At 62.2% G+C, this 17,769-nt stretch carries 15 protein-coding genes and 4 tRNA genes; 9 read left to right on the forward strand and 10 right to left on the reverse strand.

Annotation, left to right across the window (positions count from 1 at the left end):
* Positions 1–34 precede the first annotated feature (34 nt).
* On the forward strand, positions 35–649 hold the full coding sequence (tppF, locus tag OKC41_RS13230; protein ID WP_029313748.1) for a type IVa pilus pseudopilin TppF: 615 nt from the start codon (positions 35–37) through the stop codon (positions 647–649).
* Here tppF and OKC41_RS13235 read toward each other — a convergent pair.
* From OKC41_RS13235 to amt, 4 genes are all read right to left on the reverse strand, one after another.
* Positions 618–788 (reverse strand): DUF5363 family protein, encoded by a 171-nt coding sequence (locus tag OKC41_RS13235; RefSeq protein ID WP_164882685.1) that lies wholly within the window; start codon positions 786–788, stop codon positions 618–620. The genes tppF and OKC41_RS13235 overlap by 32 nt on opposite strands.
* A gap of 81 nt (positions 789–869) precedes the next feature.
* Positions 870–1,379 carry a GNAT family N-acetyltransferase gene (locus OKC41_RS13240; RefSeq protein ID WP_174217465.1) on the reverse strand — a complete coding sequence of 170 codons (510 nt, stop codon included), beginning with the start codon at positions 1,377–1,379 and terminating at the stop codon, positions 870–872.
* A gap of 188 nt (positions 1,380–1,567) precedes the next feature.
* Positions 1,568–2,920, reverse strand: a complete 1,353-nt coding sequence (rlmD, locus tag OKC41_RS13245) for a 23S rRNA (uracil(1939)-C(5))-methyltransferase RlmD (protein WP_201895065.1) — start codon at positions 2,918–2,920, stop codon at positions 1,568–1,570.
* Positions 2,921–3,151: 231 nt separating this feature from the next.
* The gene (gene amt / locus OKC41_RS13250; protein ID WP_010673021.1) at positions 3,152–4,579 is read right to left on the reverse strand and encodes an ammonium transporter; all 1,428 of its coding nucleotides are present in this window, start codon (positions 4,577–4,579) and stop codon (positions 3,152–3,154) included.
* Between the two features lie 533 nt (positions 4,580–5,112).
* On the opposite strand from amt, the gene OKC41_RS13255 reads away from it, so the two are divergent.
* On the forward strand, positions 5,113–5,481 hold the full coding sequence (locus OKC41_RS13255; RefSeq protein WP_201895066.1) for a VOC family protein: 369 nt from the start codon (positions 5,113–5,115) through the stop codon (positions 5,479–5,481).
* Positions 5,482–5,674: 193 nt separating this feature from the next.
* Here the strand turns inward: OKC41_RS13255 and OKC41_RS13260 are convergent.
* A tRNA-Leu gene (locus tag OKC41_RS13260) sits at positions 5,675–5,759 on the reverse strand.
* A gap of 143 nt (positions 5,760–5,902) precedes the next feature.
* On the opposite strand from OKC41_RS13260, the gene OKC41_RS13265 reads away from it, so the two are divergent.
* Positions 5,903–6,415, forward strand: coding sequence for an RDD family protein (locus tag OKC41_RS13265; protein WP_043154146.1), 513 nt, complete (start codon positions 5,903–5,905; stop codon positions 6,413–6,415).
* 144 nt (positions 6,416–6,559) lie between these two features.
* On the opposite strand, the gene lptG is transcribed toward OKC41_RS13265, so the two are convergent.
* Positions 6,560–7,630: an LPS export ABC transporter permease LptG gene (gene lptG, locus OKC41_RS13270; RefSeq protein WP_041210919.1), complete on the reverse strand. Its 1,071-nt coding sequence runs from the start codon at positions 7,628–7,630 to the stop codon at positions 6,560–6,562.
* A gap of 25 nt (positions 7,631–7,655) precedes the next feature.
* Positions 7,656–8,768 carry an LPS export ABC transporter permease LptF gene (gene lptF / locus OKC41_RS13275; protein WP_029313726.1) on the reverse strand — a complete coding sequence of 371 codons (1,113 nt, stop codon included), beginning with the start codon at positions 8,766–8,768 and terminating at the stop codon, positions 7,656–7,658.
* 172 nt (positions 8,769–8,940) lie between these two features.
* Here lptF and pepA point away from each other — a divergent pair, with 172 nt between their 5' ends.
* From pepA to pbpG, 6 genes are all read left to right on the forward strand, one after another.
* On the forward strand, positions 8,941–10,452 hold the full coding sequence (gene pepA / locus OKC41_RS13280) for a leucyl aminopeptidase (protein ID WP_010672960.1): 1,512 nt from the start codon (positions 8,941–8,943) through the stop codon (positions 10,450–10,452).
* A gap of 169 nt (positions 10,453–10,621) precedes the next feature.
* Positions 10,622–11,077, forward strand: coding sequence for a DNA polymerase III subunit chi (locus OKC41_RS13285; RefSeq protein WP_010672959.1), 456 nt, complete (start codon positions 10,622–10,624; stop codon positions 11,075–11,077).
* 65 nt (positions 11,078–11,142) lie between these two features.
* Complete coding sequence (locus OKC41_RS13290; protein WP_270672077.1) at positions 11,143–14,007, forward strand: valine--tRNA ligase; 2,865 nt, start codon at positions 11,143–11,145, stop codon at positions 14,005–14,007.
* Positions 14,008–14,214: 207 nt separating this feature from the next.
* Positions 14,215–15,507, forward strand: a complete 1,293-nt coding sequence (locus OKC41_RS13295; protein WP_029313724.1) for a hemolysin family protein — start codon at positions 14,215–14,217, stop codon at positions 15,505–15,507.
* 18 nt (positions 15,508–15,525) lie between these two features.
* Complete coding sequence (locus OKC41_RS13300) at positions 15,526–16,191, forward strand: DedA family protein (protein WP_119197022.1); 666 nt, start codon at positions 15,526–15,528, stop codon at positions 16,189–16,191.
* A 136-nt stretch (positions 16,192–16,327) separates the two neighbouring features.
* A complete protein-coding gene (pbpG, locus tag OKC41_RS13305) occupies positions 16,328–17,155 on the forward strand; it encodes a D-alanyl-D-alanine endopeptidase (protein WP_029313722.1) in 828 nt (275 codons plus the stop codon).
* 327 nt (positions 17,156–17,482) lie between these two features.
* Here the strand turns inward: pbpG and OKC41_RS13310 are convergent.
* The 3 genes from OKC41_RS13310 to OKC41_RS13320 all read right to left on the reverse strand — a co-directional run bounded on the left by OKC41_RS13310 (position 17,483) and on the right by OKC41_RS13320 (position 17,767).
* Positions 17,483–17,559 (reverse strand) — tRNA-Arg (locus OKC41_RS13310).
* A gap of 27 nt (positions 17,560–17,586) precedes the next feature.
* Positions 17,587–17,663, reverse strand: a tRNA-Arg gene (locus OKC41_RS13315).
* A 27-nt stretch (positions 17,664–17,690) separates the two neighbouring features.
* Positions 17,691–17,767, reverse strand: a tRNA-Arg gene (locus OKC41_RS13320).
* Between the last annotated feature and the right edge of the window lie 2 nt (positions 17,768–17,769).

Below are 17,769 nucleotides of genomic sequence, written 5' to 3' on the forward strand. Positions count from 1 at the left end.
CTTACCTGTCTGTCGTACTCAATGGGTTCATTCCATGCCAACACACGTTTCCCGAGGCTTTACCCTGATAGAACTGGTGCTGGTCATCATCGTGCTGGGGATCCTGGCCGTGACCGCCCTGCCCCGCTTCATCAACATCCAGGACGACGGGCTCAAGAGCAGCGTCTCGGCCACGGCGGGCAGCTTTGCCAGTGCCGCCCGGCTCGCCCACGCCGGCTGGGCGGTCAAGGTTAAGGGGGAGCCCCTGGCACTCTACAACTTTAGCGGCATGGGCAGGCAGGATCTCGACATCAACAGCCATGGCTGGCCGGTGGGCACCAAGGAGGACCAGGGAGGTCAGGGGCCCGATACCGTCTTCCCCGGTGGCGACAGCGATCAGATCTCCGTCAGCAGCCGGGACGACTGCGAGAGCCTGTTTGGCGCCCTGCTCGATACCGATCTGACGGTGGCCGATGAGTTGCACCAGGATTCAGACAGTGACTACATCTCCCGGCTCATCCCGGCAGACGCTCAGGCTGACGGCGCCCTTCGTCACGACAACTGCCGCTATACCCTGCGCAGCTCCGTGGGCCGCTTCCCGGCATACCCCGACGGGCTCTCGTTCGACTACAACAGCGTCACTGGCGCCGTGACCCGCCAGTTCCAGTGAGGTCGTCGCCCTTCTCCGGGCGCTTCTCCTCTTCATCATGGCGTACCGGCGCGCAGCAGCGCCGGTTCTCCGGTGTGAGTCCCCACTCCTGGCACCAGGCATCGTAGCGAGCCAGCCAACGCAGCAATATCCCCTTCATGGGCGCCTCCTTGTCTTGATGGTTTCCCCACAAGCCTGCCCCAATCCAACTCCCCAGACCAGCATCTCGGGGCCAGCGGCGTCATGGCCTGTCCAGCGGCAGCAGCAGCCCCATGGAAATCTCGTCCACATAGCCCTCGTCCAGCCGATAGGCCTGCCGTCTCACCCCTTCCTCCACGAACCCGCACTTGCGATACAAGGCGTGGGCCACCTCGTTGTGGGCCATCACTCCCAGCTCCAGCCGGTGGATACCGAGATCCCTCGCGGTCGCGATCAGGGTACGCAGCAACCGTTCCCCCCATCCCTGCCCGCGCGCCCCCGAACGCAGTCCCATCACCACCAGGGCGCAGTGGCGGTTACGTGCCAGGCCGCCACCAAGGAGCGCGGCAAACCCTTGCACCTCCCCCGCCAGCTCCAGCAGCCACATGGCCTGATTGGGAGCCGCGGCCATGGCCTCGAGACGCCTGCGCTGCCCCTCGATGTCCGAGGGGCGCTCTCCCGCTTCATACAGCATGAAGCGGGTCTCCCTGTCCAGTTGCCCGAAGAAGCGATCCAGCACCGCCGCATCCTCCACCCCTGCCATACGAATCATCACGCCGACCTCCCTGCCTGGTGGTTCTGCCGACCACGCCCATAAAAAAAACGACTCCCTCAGGAGTCGTTTTTATCAGAGCCATCTGGCTAACGCCACGCCCTCGGCCCGATCAGGCTTTCGCTGGCAGGCTCAGGCAGGCGACCGCTTCCACCTGCGTCGCGCGAGGGGAAGATCCCGAGCGATGATCAGGCCTTCGCTGGCAGGCTCAGGCGAGCAACCGCTTCCACGTGCATGGAGTGCGGGAACATATCCACCGGCTGCACCTCGTCCAGCACGAAGCCCTGCTTGACCAGCCAGGCGAGATCCCGGGCCAGGGTCTGGGGGTTGCAGGAGACATAGACCAGACGACGCGGCGCCATGGCCACCAGGGTCTGCAATACCGCCTTGTCACAGCCCTTGCGGGGCGGATCCATCACCACCACGTCGGCACTCACCCCGTCGGCATACAGGGCAGGCATCAGCTGCTCCGCCTTGCCCACGTGGAACTCGGTCTGCTCGATGCCGTTGAGGGCCGCATTGCGACGGGCGTCGCTGATGGCGCTCTCCACCGACTCGATCCCCACCACCTTGGCGGCCTTGCCTGCCAGGAACAGGGAGATGGTGCCGATGCCGCAATAGATGTCGAACACTGTCTCGCTGCCGGTCAGCTCGCAATACTCCAGCGCCTTGGAGTAGAGCACGTCGGTCTGGCTCGGGTTGTTCTGGAAGAAGGAGAGGGGCGAGATCTCGAATTCGAGCTCGTGGATCTTGTCGCGGATCACCCCGCTGCCCAGCAGCACCCGGTTCTTGTCACCCAGGATGCGGTTGGTACGCGCCTCGTTGATGTTCTGCACCAGGGTGGTGACCGGCAGATCCGCCAGGGCCGCCAGCAGCTCGGTTTCGAACGGCAGCGCTTCGCCCAGGGTCACCAGCACCACCATCAGCTCGCCGCTCTTGAAGCCCTTGCGGGTCATCAGGTTGCGCACGCAGCCGGTGTGGGCCACCTCGTCATAGGCCGCGATGTCGTGCTCGCGCATCCAGTTGCGTACCCGGGCATTGAGCTCCACGTGCAGCGAGTCCTGCACCGCGCAATCATCGGCGGTGATGAGGTCATGGGAGTGTTTGCGGTAGAAGCCGATCTCGGCGCCCGCCTCGCTGCCACGCACCGCGTACTGGGCCTTGTTGCGGTAGGCAAACGGCGTCTCCATGCCGAGGATGGGATTGACCACGGCCTCACCCAGCCCGACCTGTTCCAGTGCGCTCTGCACCAGGCTCTGCTTGAGGGCAAGCTGGGCCGGATAGGCCAGCGGGCGCACCTGGCAGCCACCGCACTCGGTGTTGGGGCAAAAATCGGCCACCCGATCGGCAGAGGGCTGGGTCAGTTCGACCAGCTTGCCGTGCAGGTAGTTCGGTTTGACCTCGGTCAACTCGACCAGCGCCTGCTCACCGGGCAGCAGACCCTCGACAAACAGGGGGCGATCGAACAGGCGACCCTTGCCATCCCCCTTGTCGGTCAGTTCCAGAATATCGATCTGATGTTGGTGTCCCACTAACGGCATGAGCGGCTCCGAAGGCATGAAAGAGAGGGTGACGACGGGGCTGACCCGGCGACCCCGAATAAAGGGTGGCAGAGTTTAGCGGAGATCCGCCCAAAATGCAGGCATAAAAGACCCTGCAAACACAAATAGCGACCCCGGCCACCAGCGGCCCGGTCCGGGCAGCCTGGCCACCTCGCCCCAATAAAAAAACCGCCGGACGGGGCCGGCGGTATGACATTCATGGCAGCAGGATCAATGGCTGTAGGCTTTCTCGCCGTGGCTGGTCACGTCCAGCCCTTCGCGCTCGGCATCTTCCTTCACCCGCAGACCGATCAGCAGGTCCACCAGCTTGTAGGCCACGGCCGAGACCAGGGCGGTCCAGACCACGGTCACCCCCACGCCGATGACCTGTACCTTGACCTGGGCCAGGATGGAGTATCCCTCGGCCACCTGGTTGGTCACATAGTCCCACACGCCGGTGCCGCCCAGATCCGGGCTGGCGAACACCCCAGTCAGCACGGCACCCAGGATCCCGCACACCCCGTGCAGGCCGAACACGTCCAGGCTGTCATCGGCCCCCAGCAGACGCTTGAGACCGTGCACGCCCCACAGACCGGCCACCCCGCTAAGCAGGCCGATGATGAGGGCCCCCCCCACACCGACGAAACCGGCGGCAGGGGTGATGGCGACCAGACCCGCCACCGCACCGGAGACAGCGCCAAGCAGGGAGGGACGGCCCTTCATCGCCCACTCGGCGAAGGTCCAGGAGAGGGCGGCAGCGGCCGGTGCGATCCAGGTGTTGGCGAAGGCCAGGGCCGCCGTGCCGTTGGCTTCGAGGGAGGAGCCAGCGTTGAAGCCGAACCAGCCGAACCAGAGCAGGGCGGCACCGATCATGGTCATGGTCAGGCTGTGGGGGGTCATGGGGTCACGGCCATAGCCAACCCGTTTGCCCACCATGAAGGCCCCAACCAGACCGGCCACCGCGGCGTTGATGTGCACCACTGTGCCGCCGGCGAAGTCCAGAGCGCCGTGCTGGAACAGATAGCCTGCGGTGGCACCGGCCGCTTCGGCGGCCGCCGCATCCGTGTAGGCATCCGGACCCGCCCAGTACCACACCATGTGCGCCATCGGGATATAGGCGAAGGTGAACCAGATCACCGCGAACAGCAGCACCGCCGAGAACTTCATCCGCTCGGCAAAGCCGCCGACGATGAGCCCGCAGGTGATGGCGGCAAAGGCGCCCTGGAACACCACGTAGATGAACTCGCTGATCCCGACCCCCTTGCTGAAGGTGGCGGCGATGGAATCCGGCGTCACCCCCATCAACAGCACCTTGTCGAAGGAGCCGTAGAAGGCGCCGCCCTCGGTGAAGGCCAGGGAGTAGCCGTAGACCACCCAGAGGACGGTGATGAGGCAGAACAAGGTGAACACCTGCATCAGCACGCTCAGCATGTTCTTGGCGCGCACCAGGCCGCCGTAGAAGAGGGCGAGGCCCGGCACGGACATCAGGATCACCAGGGCCGCCGCCACCATCAGCCAGGTATTGTCCCCCTTGTTGATGGTCACGGTCGCGGCCGCCTGTACCACATCGGCCTGCGCGGCCACCTCTTCGGCCCAGCCCGGGGCGGCCATGGTGGCGGCCAGCGCCAGCAGGCCAGTCATTACGAGTCTCTTGAACATACAGCCCTCTCCTTGTCGTCCCGGCATCCGGGTCCATTTCCTGATATGCATTTCCAACCTGGCCACCTGCCCACCGCACCTGTGTGGCTCACGGAGACATCATGGCGACATGACATGGGGAAAGCATAAAGCAGGCCAAGAAAAATAATCCTTTTATTTCATGGCGTTATGTTTTTATCACATTCAACACGCACCATCTTGGCGCACGATGCCCGGTTACAGGGGGAAAATCGCACTTTGGCTGTGCATTGCCGGGAAAATGCACCAGGATGACCCAATCGCTTCACAATGACGGGGCGAACCCGTGGTGATGTCACCCTGGCAGGCTTATCTATCCCGCTAAGGTATTTATGAAATAAATGAAATGGGCCATACCATGGTGAAATCAAATGAGGCTGACGGCCAATATCCCCCCACCCGAGGGGCACAAGCACGAAAAGAGTGCAAACGCGCGCCATTCGTCTGGCTTGCCCCGAAATGCCCGGTCATACTGGCAAGCCATCTTCCCCTGTTCCCAGCGCCGCGAGGAGCCCATGCCCAATCTCAACGTGACCGAAATCAAGGCGTTCGTGCCTGCCCGGGATTTCCCGCTGTCAAAGCAGTTCTATCAGGATCTCGGCTTTACCCTGGCCTCCGATGGCGACGGCGTGGCCTATTTTCATCTCGGCAACGCAAGCTTCCTGCTGCAGGATGGCAACCCCCCGGGGCTGGCCGAGCAGCTCATGATGCACCTCCTGGTGGAGGACGTGGCCGCCTGGCAGGCCCAAGTGGAGGCGAGCCAGGTCGCCGCCCGCTACGGCGTCCGGATCACGGAGCTCGTCACCCAGCCGTGGCGCATGAAGGAGTTCTGTCTGTACGATCCCGCCGGCGTGCTGTGGCGCATCGCACAGAATATCGACTGAGGGGATGGCAGTCCGAGAGGCTGATGGCCTGACAGCCTGTGGGTCTGAAGGGCTGAGGGTCTGAAGGGCTGAGGGTCTGAGGGTCTGAGGGTCTGAGGGTCTGAGGGTCTGAGGGTCTGAGGGTACACCTCTTCGCACCGCCCGGAAAAACAAAAGGCCATCCGCGAGGATGGCCTTTTGTCATGGAATCTGATGGTGCCCGGGGTCGGACTCGAACCGACACGTATTGCTACGGCGGATTTTGAATCCGCTGCGTCTACCGATTTCGCCACCCGGGCAGCTGCGAGGGATTATACGAATGGCGCTTGGCCATGCAAGGTGTTTTTCTTGCGCCCACCGTTGTTTGCTCATTTATTCAACGCCTTGCCGATGCCAGGCCAGTTACATAGAATGCCCGCATCATATTAATGGAATAATCATCATGGCCAAGCGCAAGACCCCCACCCCTCTCCAGCCTGCTCCCCGGCATCCGTCCGCCGGTCTGCTGCGCCGTCTCGGCGCCCTGCTCTATGACTATCTGGTGGTGATTGCCCTGCTGATCATCGCCGGCTTCATCGGCATGGGGGTGGCCCACCTGCTGCTGGCCACCGGCATGGCGAGCGTCCCCGAGGGCAAGGATGCCGCCTGGCTGCTCACCAGCCCCCTCTACAGCGCCTGGCTGGCCTTCGTGATCTGCGGTTTCTACACCTGGTTCTGGGTCCGCGCCGGCCAGACCATCGGCATGCGGGCCTGGCGCCTACGCATCCAGAACCTGGACGGCAGCAACATTCGCGTCACCCAGGCCCTGATCCGGCTCGCCACCTCGGCCTTTGGCCTGGGCAACCTGCTGTGTGTGTTCAATCGCGCCCGCCCCCGCGCCTTCCAGGACATCTGGGCCGAGTGCGAGGTGGTGGTGCTTGGCAAGACGGAAAACCTGGAGCAGCTCAATCGCTGATCCCAAGACGGCAACGAAAAAGGGCACCCCGAGGTGCCCTTTTTGTTGACCAGAACTGACGGCTTGCAGCCCAGAACCTTGACGGAAACGGTGCATCGAGAGCAATGGCCGCCTGTTGTCAGCAGCCCGCCGTCCTTCAGGCCGCTACTGCTTGCGGCTCAGGATATAGAAGGAGATGCCGCCAAACAGCAGGCTGGGTGCGATGGCCGCGAGGATGGGCGGGACCGCATAGACCAGGCTGACCGGGCCGAACACCCTGTCGCTCACATAGACCGCGAAGCCGGTCATGATCCCCATCAGCATCCGCGCCCCCATGCTCACCGAACGCAGCGGGCCGAAGATGAAGGAGGAGGCGAGCAGTATCATGGCCACCACGGAGAGCGGTGAGAGCAGCTTGCGCCACATCTCCAGCTTGTAGCGTCCGGCATCCTGCTTGTTGGCATCCAGATAACCGATGTAGTCCCGCAGCCCCGAGATGGGCAGGTTCTCGGGATCGATGCTGACCACCCCGAGCTGCTTGGGGGTCAGCTCGGATTGCCAGGCCATCTGGGCATGCTGTTCGTCCTGGATCCGGGTGGGATCGTCAAACCGGGTGATGTGCACCTGTTTCAGCAGCCAGTGGTGATCCTCGAACACCCCCTCCTTCGCCTGCACCACGTCGATCAGGTTGCGGGACGGAGTGAAGCGGTAGAGGGTGATACCGGTCAGGGCGCCATCATTGCGCACCCCGTTGATGTTGACGAAGTTGTTGCCATCCCGTGCCCAGACCCCGTAGGCCGAGACCGTAAGCCGCCCTTCCGACATGGCCCCCGCCTTGATGTCATCCGCCATCCGCTTGGCGGCCGGTGCGACGTACTCGCCCATCAGCCCCACCAGCAGCATCAGGGGAATGGCGGTCTTGAGCGCCGCCATGACGATGCTGATCTTGGAGCGTCCCGCCGCCTGCATCACCACCAGCTCGGAGCTGGTCGCGAGCTGGCCCAGACCGATGAGGCCACCGAGCAGGGCCGCCAGGGGGAAGAAGAGCACCGCCTCCTTGGGCATGGAGAGCAGCACGTAGTAGAGGGCGTTGAGCATGTCGTAGTTGCCTTCCCCGACCGCCTTCAACTGCTCCACGTACTTGATGAGCGCGGCCAGCCCGACCAGGGTCAGCTCGCACAGCAGGATCGACATGAAGATGACCCTGCCTATGTATCTATCGAGAATGCCGAACATCAGCAGAGACTCCCAGGTTGCAGCATCATGCTGACTTTCTCTTGAACAATTGCCCTTTGACACCGTTCCACCAGCTGGTGCCCTGCAGGTTGAGAGGCAACCCTATCAGCAGCAGATAGACCAGGGGCACCAGGAACATCCCGGGCCAGTGGGGCAGACGCCCGCTGTCGATGGCCGACCGGGCGGCACTGAGCAGCAGGAAATAGGAGAGATAGAGCAGGATGGCCGGCAGCAGCTTGGCGTAACGCCCCTGACGGGGATTGACCCGCGCCATCGGCACCACCAGGAAGGTGAGCACCAGGATGGAGAGGGGCAGCGACAGGCGCCACTGCAATTCGGCCATCAGCTGGTTGTCCTGGGTGCCGAGCAATGCCAGGGTCGGCTTGGCCGCCGCCTTGCGGTTGGATCGCTCCATCTCCTGCTGGCGGATCACTAGGCTGTATTCACGAAACTCAGAGACCTGGAACTGCTTGCCGGTGAAATGCCCCTCGTAGCGCGAGCCATCCTTCAGGGTCAGCCACTGCAAGCCGTTGCTGTCGGCGGTCACCTGCCCCTCGTTGGCCACCACCACTGACGGGGGTGAGCCCCCCTCGGCCCGTTGCAGCACGAAGATTTTCTGCAACTCCGACCCCTTGTCGTTCAGATCCTGGATGTAGGCCACCAGGCGCCCCTTGTCGAGCTCCATGAAGCGGCCGGCCTGCAGGAAAGAGATACCGGGATCGGCCTTGAACTCGTCGATCACCTGGTACTCCCGCTCCTTGGCCTGGGGGGCGACCCAGCCGGTGTTGAACGCCGCGACGGCGGCGGTCAGCAGGGCCAGCACCAGGGCGCTGCCCATGATGAAACGGTGACTGAAACCCACCGCGTGCATCACCGTCATCTCGCTTTCCGCGTACAAACGGCCGTGAGCAAACAGAATGGCTAAAAACAGACTGATAGGCAGCATCAACAACGCCATATTCGGCAGGTTGAGCAGCAGGAGGGTGGATACCAGGCGCGTCGGCACCTCACCATCGGCGGCATCGCCAATGATCTGGATAAATTGCTGGCTGACGAAGATAAGCAGCAGCACGAACAGCACCGCCAGCTGGGTTTTCAGGGTCTCCCTGAACAAATATCGGAAAACGATCACAGTCATTCCCAAGTAAACTTGTGTTTTTAGTCGAATGCCTGAAAAATAGGGCCCTATATTGGATTTTTACCAGTTTGAACTGCGGAGCCTGTGACTGTTCGCTCCGCCTCTGATACCCCAACAAGCACCGCATTATTCAATAAATGGTGCCTTTTGTCTTTAGGATGTAGGAGATTCCATGGAGTTCAGTGTAAAGAGTGGCAGTCCTGAGAAGCAACGCAGTGCCTGCGTCGTGGTCGGCGTTTTTGAGCCCCGCCGCCTCTCTCCGGTTGCCGAACAGCTGGACAAGATCAGCGACGGCTACCTCAGCTCGCTGCTGCGCCGTGGCGACCTGGAAGGGAAACCGGGCCAGATGCTGCTGCTGCATCAAGTACCGGGCGTGCTCAGCGAGCGCGTACTGCTGGTCGGGTGCGGCAAGGAGCGCGAACTCGACGAGCGCCAGTACAAGCAGATCATCAACAAGACCATCACCACCCTGAACGAAACCGGCTCCATGGAAGCGGTCTGCTTCCTGACCGAGCTGCACGTCAAGGGTCGGGATACCTACTGGAAGGTGCGTCAGGCGGTGGAAACCACCAAGGCGGGCCTCTACAGCTTCGATCAGTTCAAGACCAACAAGGCCGAACCGCGCCGTCCGTTGCGCAAGCTGGTCTTCAACGTGCCGACGCGTCGGGAACTGACCATAGGCGAGCGCGCCATCAACCACGGCCTGGCCGTGGCGAAAGGGGTGCGCATCTGCCGCGACGTGGCGAACATGCCGCCCAACGTCTGCAATCCCGCCTACCTCGCCTCCCAGGCCCGTCGTCTGGCGGATGCCTATGACAACATCACCACCAGGGTGGTGGGGGAGCAGGAGATGGCCGAGCTCGGCATGAACTCCTACCTGGCAGTGGCCCGCGGCTCCGAGAACGAAGCCATGATGGCCATCATCGAGTACAAGGGTAACGCCGACGCCAAGCCCATCGTGCTGGTGGGCAAGGGGCTGACCTTCGACTCCGGCGGCATCTCCATCAAGCCGGCAGACGGCATGGACGAGATGAAGTACGACATGGGTGGCGCCGCCTCCGTGCTCGGCACCATGCACGCCCTGGCCCAGTTGCAGCTGCCCATCAACGTCATCGGCGTGCTGGCGGGCTGCGAGAACATGCCGGGGGGCAACGCCTACCGCCCCGGTGACATCCTCACTACCATGTCCGGCCAGACCGTCGAGGTGCTCAACACCGACGCCGAAGGCCGCCTGGTGCTGTGCGATGCCCTCACCTATGTGGACCGCTACGATCCCGAGACCGTGATCGACGTGGCGACCCTGACCGGTGCCTGCATCATCGCCCTGGGCCACCATACCTCTGGCCTCTTGGCGAACCACAACCCCCTGGCCCACGAGCTGCTCAACGCCTCCGAACAGGCCGGCGATCGCGCCTGGCGTCTGCCCCTGTTCGACGAGTATCAGGAGCAGCTGGAAAGCCCGTTCGCGGACATGGCCAACATCGGTGGCCGTCCGGCCGGTACCATCACCGCCGCCGCCTTCCTGTCGCGCTTCACCAAGAAATACAACTGGGCCCACCTGGATATCGCAGGGACCGCCTGGAAGAGCGGCAAGGAGAAGGGCTCCACCGGCCGTCCTGTGCCCCTGCTGACCCAGTTCCTGCTCAACCGGGCCGGCGTGGCGGACGTCGAAGACAAGGAGTGATCCCCTTCCCCATCGACTCGAAGAGCGATGCGAGAAGGCGTTACCCTGTATCACAAGGAAGAGGCCTGCCTCTTCCTTGTTTCATTGAGAGAATCCGGGAAGTCCGTGCCAGACGCGGCTCCCGAAGACGGCCAATCGCTGTCCGTCACAGCCAAACGGGACCGACCTGATGAGCCAAGTGACCTTTTACCTGATGAGCCAGCCCGATGATGCGGATGCCTCCGCCGTCGAGCGCCTCGCCTGCCAGCTTGCGGCCGATGGCTGGAGCGCAGGTCACCTCTATCTGCTGTGCGAGGACGAGGCCCAGGCCCTGCGTCTGGACGAGCTGTTGTGGCAGTTGCCGCCCGATCGCTTCGTGCCGCACCAGTTGCAGGGGGAGAGCGGTCAGGCCCCGGTGGAGATAGGCCATCAGCCGCCACGGCGGCGCTATGCCTGCCTCATCAACCTGGCCCGGCAGACACCTTTGTTTGCAGGACACTTCGCTCAAGTGGTAGATTTTGTCCCCACTGACGAAACGCAAAAGCAGCAAGCCCGCGAGCGCTACAAGCACTATCGCCAGGCGGGCCATACCCTCGAGATGAGGGATCAGCCCGTCCTTGCCGCACCGGATCCGGCGCAGCCCTGACTGTGCCACCCTCGATCCACGACGAATCAACACCAGAATCCATCCATCCAGAATACGGCGAGACCATGGAAAAGACTTTTAATCACAACGCCATCGAACAGGCGCTCTATCAGCACTGGGAAACCCAGGGTTACTTCAAGCCCCACGGCGACACCAGCAAAGATTCCTTCTGCATCATGATCCCGCCGCCGAACGTCACCGGCAGCCTGCACATGGGTCACGCCTTCCAGCAGACCCTGATGGACACCCTGATCCGCTACAACCGCATGCAGGGCAAGAACACCCTGTGGCAGGCGGGTACCGACCACGCCGGTATCGCCACCCAGATGGTGGTTGAGCGCAAGATCGCCGCAGAAGAGGGCAAGACTCGCCACGATTACGGCCGGGAAGCCTTCATCGACAAGATCTGGCAGTGGAAGGAAGAGTCCGGTGGCACCATCACCCGTCAGATGCGCCGTCTGGGTGACTCCGTGGACTGGGAGCGCGAGCGCTTCACCATGGATGAGGGCCTCTCCGCCGCCGTCCAGGAAGTGTTCGTGCGCTTGTACGAAGACGGCCTGATGTACCGCGGCAAGCGTCTGGTGAACTGGGATCCCAAGCTCAACACCGCCATCTCCGACCTGGAAGTGGAAAACCGCGAAATCAAGGGCCACATGTGGCACCTTCGCTACCCGCTGGCCAACGGCGCCAAGACCGCCGAAGGCCAGGATCACCTGATCGTCGCCACCACCCGTCCGGAAACCATGCTGGGTGATACCGCCGTGGCCGTGAACCCGGAAGACCCCCGCTACAAGGCGCTGATCGGCCAGCACATCCTGCTGCCGCTGGTGAACCGTCTGATCCCCATCGTTGCCGACGAACACGCCGACATGGAAAAGGGCACCGGCTGCGTGAAGATCACTCCGGCCCACGACTTCAACGACAACGAAGTGGGCAAGCGCCACAACCTGCCGATGATCAACATCTTCACCCTGGACGCCCACGTGCGTGCCGAGGCCGAAGTGGTCGATACCAATGGCAACCCCAGCACCGCCTATGACGCCGCCCTGCCGACCGAGTTCGCCGGGATGGAGCGCTTCGCCGCCCGCAAGGCCATCGTCGCCAAGCTGGACGAGCTGGGCCTCCTGGCTGAGATCAAGGATCATGTGCTGCAACAGCCTTACGGCGATCGCGGCGGCGTGCCCATCGAGCCCATGCTGACCGACCAGTGGTACGTGCGCGTGGCCCCCATGGCCAAGACCGCCATCGAGGCGGTGGAAGATGGCCGCATCCAGTTCGTGCCCAAGCAGTACGAAAACATGTACTTCTCCTGGATGCGGGACATTCAGGACTGGTGCGTCTCCCGTCAGCTGTGGTGGGGTCACCGCATCCCGGCCTGGTATGACGATGCCGGCAACGTCTACGTGGGCCGCAACGAAGAGGAAGTGCGCGCCAAGCACAGCATCCCGTCCGTGACCGTGTTGCGTCAGGACGAAGACGTGCTCGACACCTGGTTCAGCTCCGCCCTGTGGACCTTCTCCACCCTGGGCTGGCCGAACAACACCGAGGCGCTCAAGACCTTCCACCCGACCGACGTGCTGATGAGCGGCTTCGACATCATCTTCTTCTGGATTGCCCGGATGATCATGATGACCATGCACTTCATCAAGGACGAGAACGGCCAGCCGCAAGTCCCGTTCAAGACCGTCTACATCACCGGCCTCATCCGTGACGAAGAAGGCCAGAAGATGTCCAAGTCCATGGGCAACGTGCTGGACCCCCTCGACATGATCGACGGCATCTCCCTGGAAGACCTGCTGGAGAAGCGCACCGGCAACATGATGCGGCCGCAGATGGCCGAGAAGATCGCCAAGCGCACCGCCAAGCAGTTCCCGGAAGGGATCGAGGCCCACGGCACCGACGCCATGCGCTTCACCCTGGCGGCGCTCGCCTCCACCGGTCGTGACATCAACTGGGACATGAAGCGCCTGGATGGCTACAACAACTTCTGCAACAAGCTGTGGAACGCCTCCCGCTATGTGCTGATGAACACCGAAGATCAGGATTGCGGCTTCTCTTCGCAAAGGAATGGTGGCGAGATGCTGTTCAGCCTGGCGGATCGCTGGATCCAGTCCCAGCTGCAAGTGGCCATCCGAGACTTCCGCACCGCCCTCGATACCTACCGCTTCGACATCGCGGCAGGCGTCTTGTACGAATTTATCTGGAACCAGTTCTGTGACTGGTATCTGGAGCTGACCAAGCCGGTACTGACCAAGGGCTCCGAGGCCGAGCAGCGCGCTGCCCGCCACACCCTCGTCAGCGTCCTCGAGACCCTGCTGCGCCTGGCACACCCGATCATCCCGTTCATCACCGAAACCATCTGGAAATCGGTCGCCCCGCTGGCCGGCGTACACGCCGACACCATCATGATTCAGGCTTTCCCGGAATTCGACGCAGCCAAGGTGGACGACGCCGCGATGGCGGATCAGGAGTGGGTGAAGGAGTTCATCGTCAGCATCCGCAACATCCGCGCCGAGATGAACGTGGCCCCGAGCGTGCCCCTCAACGTGCTGCTCCAGTGCGATGCCAAGGATGCCCAGCGCGCCGCTGACAACGAGGCCTTCCTCAAGTCGCTGGCCCGTCTGGAATCCATCCGCGTACTGGCGGACGGTGAAACTGCCCCGCTGTCGGTCAAGAAATTGATCGGTGCCACCGAGCTGATGATCCCCATGGCCGGTCTCATCGACAAGGAAGCCGAGCTGGCCCGTCTGGCCAAAGAGGTGGCCCGTCTGGTGGGCGAGTGCGGCCGCATCGAAGGCAAGCTCGGCAACGAAGCCTTCGTCGCCAAGGCGCCGGAAGCGGTCATCATCAAGGAGCGCGAGAAGCTGGAAGATTACCGTCTCCAGCTGACCAAGCTGGAAGCCCAGCAGGCCGAGATCGCCGCGCTCTAAGCTACAGCGCAACATGACAAGCCCCCGTTTATCGGGGGCTTTTTCATGTCATGGGTTCAGTTCTCCCTCTCCTGCCCCGCAGTTTTATCCCTCCCGCCGGGGCGATATTCAAAAATTCACGAGCCAAATCACCTCCTTTCACAAGCGCAGAGCCCGCAAATTCATTACACTGCCAGCGGTCTTTTCTATCGGGAGTGCTGCTGCAGTATGGAAATATTGATCCTGTTTGGATTGATTTTGCTCAATGGCGTCTTCGCCATGTCGGAAATCGCCATCGTGACGGCACGCAAGGCACGCCTCGCCAAAATGGCGAGCGAAGGGAGCCGCTCCGCCGCCATCGCTCTCAAGCTCGGGGAAGATCCGACCCATTTCCTCTCCGCCGTACAGATCGGCATCACCAGCATCGGCCTGCTCAACGGTATCTATGGCGAGTCCCTGCTGGCCCAGCCCTTCGCACTCTGGCTGCAGGAGTGGGGGCTCTCCCCCAAGAGCAGCAGCCTGCTCGCCACCGTCATCGTGGTCGTGCTGGTCACCTATCTCTCCATCGTGGTAGGGGAGCTCGTGCCCAAACGCCTCGGACAGCTCAGCGCCGAGCGCATCGCCTGTCTGGTAGCCCGCCCCATGCTCTGGCTGGCGACCCTGACCCGTCCCTTCGTCTGGTTGCTCTCCGCCTCCACCAACGCCAGCCTGCGGCTGCTGCGGGTCGATCAGCGCAGCAGCAACAACGTCACTCAGGAGGAGATCCACGCCATGCTGGTGGAGGGCTCCGAAGCGGGGGTGATCGAGGACCATGAGCACACTATGTTGCGCAACGTGTTCCGCCTCGACGAACGCAGCCTGGCCTCCCTGATGGTGCCGCGCAGCGACATCCGCTATCTGGACCTGTCACTGCCGCTGGAAGTGAACCTCCAACGTCTGGTGGAGTATCGCCACAGCTTCTTCCCTGTCTGTGACGGCAGCCTGTCGGATCTCGTCGGCATCCTCAACGTCAGCAAGGTGCTGCACGCCTACATCAAGGGAGAACCCATCGATCTGGCGGCGCTGACCCAGGACGGCAGCCTGCTGCCGGAGACCCTCAACGGCCTGGAGCTGCTCAACCACTTCCGTACCCACTCCGAGCACATGGTGCTGGTGGTGGACGAATATGGCGAGCTGCAGGGGCTGGTCACCCAGCAGGATCTGCTGGAAACCCTGGCCGGCGACTTCCAGCAGGAAGATGGGGAGGACAACTGGGCCTTCCAGCGCGCCGACGGCAGCTGGCTGCTCGACGGCCTCATTCCACTGCCAGAATTGAAGGACTGTCTGGAGCTGGTTCGTCTGCCGGAAGAAGAAAAACATCACTATCACACCCTTGGAGGGCTTATCATGCTGCTCCTTGGCCGCCTTCCCCAGACCGGAGACCTGGTCACCCTGGAACAGTGGCAACTGGAAATCGTGGATATGGACGGCCTGCGCATCGACAAGGTACTTGCCATGCCCTTGACCGACCAACCCAGCTAACCTGCGGAGTTTGCATGTATGGAGCAGTTTTACCACCTGGCTCACGCCTTTATGCATCAGGATCTGGCGACACTCTCTGATCCCAAGATGGTCTTCATGGTCTATGTCGTCCTGCTGACCTTCCTGGTGCTCGAGAATGGCTTTATCCCCACCGCCTTCCTGCCAGGGGATACCCTGCTGATCCTGACCGGCGTGCTGATCTATCAGGGGGTGTTGCCGATGGCGGTGGTCCCGCTGCTGATCATGGCGACCTTCGTCGGTACCTGGCTTGGCTACATGCAGGGGCGTTTCCTCGGCCACACCCGGATGTATCACAGGCTGATGTCCCACCTCGATGACAAACACAAGGAGAAGGTGCATTACCTGCTCAACAAGTACGGCATCATCACCCTGATCACCGCCCGCTACATCGCCTTCGTGCGTACCGCCTACCCCTATATCGTCGGCGCCAACGAGATCCCCCAGGGGCGCTTCCTGGTGGTCAACCTGATCAGCTCCATCATGTGGATCTGCCCCCTGGTCGGGCTGGGTTACTACCTGAGCCACACCAAGCTGGCCGCGCAGTATGAGTCCCAATTTCTCAGCGTCATTCTCTACCTGCCGGTCGTGCTGCTGGTGGGCGGCCTCATCGCTCTGGTCTGGCGCTGGTGGAGCAGACGCAAGCCCGGCATCTCCAGAGAGTGAGACAAACCACAGGGTCGCCCACAGGCGGCCCTTTTTTATGGAAAATAGTGGCGAATTCCCCCTGCTCGCTCTTGTAAAGCAGGGGCAAAAATGAGTGAATCTAGCGCCTTTTTTCGCTGTGGATGGAGTTGGTTGTATGGGGTGTTGGATTCGCGCAATCGCGCTGGTAGGTGGATTGATGGGACTGCTGGGTTCGCAGACAGCCCTGGCGACCCCCGACCCGGCCAAGCTGCAGCTCAAATCGGGCAGTGCCCTGGTGATGGACGTCAACACCGGCAAGACCCTGTATCAGAAAAACCCCACCCGGGTGCGCCCCATCGCCTCCCTCACCAAGCTGATGACGGCGCTGGTGGTGCTGGATGCCCGCCAGAACCTCAATCAGACCCTGACCATTGATCAGAACGACAGGGACAACATCAAGCACACCTATTCACGGGTGCGCATGGGCACCCAGGTCAGCCGCCGCGACGCCCTGCATCTGGCGCTGATGTCCTCCGAGAACCGCATGGCCTCGGCGCTTGCCCGCCACTACCCGGGGGGTCGCCAGGCCTTCATCCGCGCCATGAACAACAAGGCCAGACAGCTCGGCATGCGCAACACCCGCTACTATGACTCCACCGGTCTCTCCACCCGCAACGTCTCCACCGCCCAGGATCTGGCCAAGCTCCTCTCTGCGGCCTATCGACAGCCGCTGATCCGTGAATTCACCCAGGACACCAGCAGGGAGATGCGCTTTCACAAGCCGGCCTACAGCCTGATGTTCAACAATACCAACCCGCTGGTGAAGAACCCGGACTGGGATGTACGCCTCTCCAAGACAGGCTATACCGACGAAGCGGGCCGCTGCCTGCTGATGCGTGCCAAACCGGATCGTCAGGAGCTCGCCATCGTACTGCTCAACTCGGTGGGCAAACGCACCCCTGTCGGGGATGCCAACCGCATCCGCAAGTGGCTGAAAAGCTGATTCTTTCCACGAAGACATGAAAGGATGCCGCGGCATCCTTTTTTATTGCCCGCCAAATGCCTCAGCAGGCCGCCAGAGGGCGCCAGCCCCGCACAGCATAGTGCGTTATGGTAAGGGCACCCAGATCCACAGGCACGGCCACGGGATGCGTCAGCAGCCTGCCAGGCAAGATACGTGGAGAGTGGTTACCCAGGGGCACGTGCAGCCAGGGGGAACCGTCCCCCGTGGGGGCGTCAGGGAGAAGGACACGAGAGAGACAACCCCATGATGGGGAGGAGGAAATCGCCCATAAAAAAACAGCCCCGACTGACGTCGAGGCTGTCTGTATGGTGCGCCCGAGAGGATTCGAACCTCTGACCACCTGGTTCGTAGCCAGGTACTCTATCCAGCTGAGCTACGGGCGCTCACAACTTGTTGCACTGCTTGAAATATGGTGCGCCCGAGAGGATTCGAACCTCTGACCACCTGGTTCGTAGCCAGGTACTCTATCCAGCTGAGCTACGGGCGCTCATAAATTGTTGCACTGCTTGAAACATGGTGCGCCCGAGAGGATTCGAACCTCTGACCACCTGGTTCGTAGCCAGGTACTCTATCCAGCTGAGCTACGGGCGCTA

This window comes from Aeromonas sp. QDB17 (assembly GCF_027705305.1).
GTDB lineage: Bacteria > Pseudomonadota > Gammaproteobacteria > Enterobacterales > Aeromonadaceae > Aeromonas > Aeromonas caviae.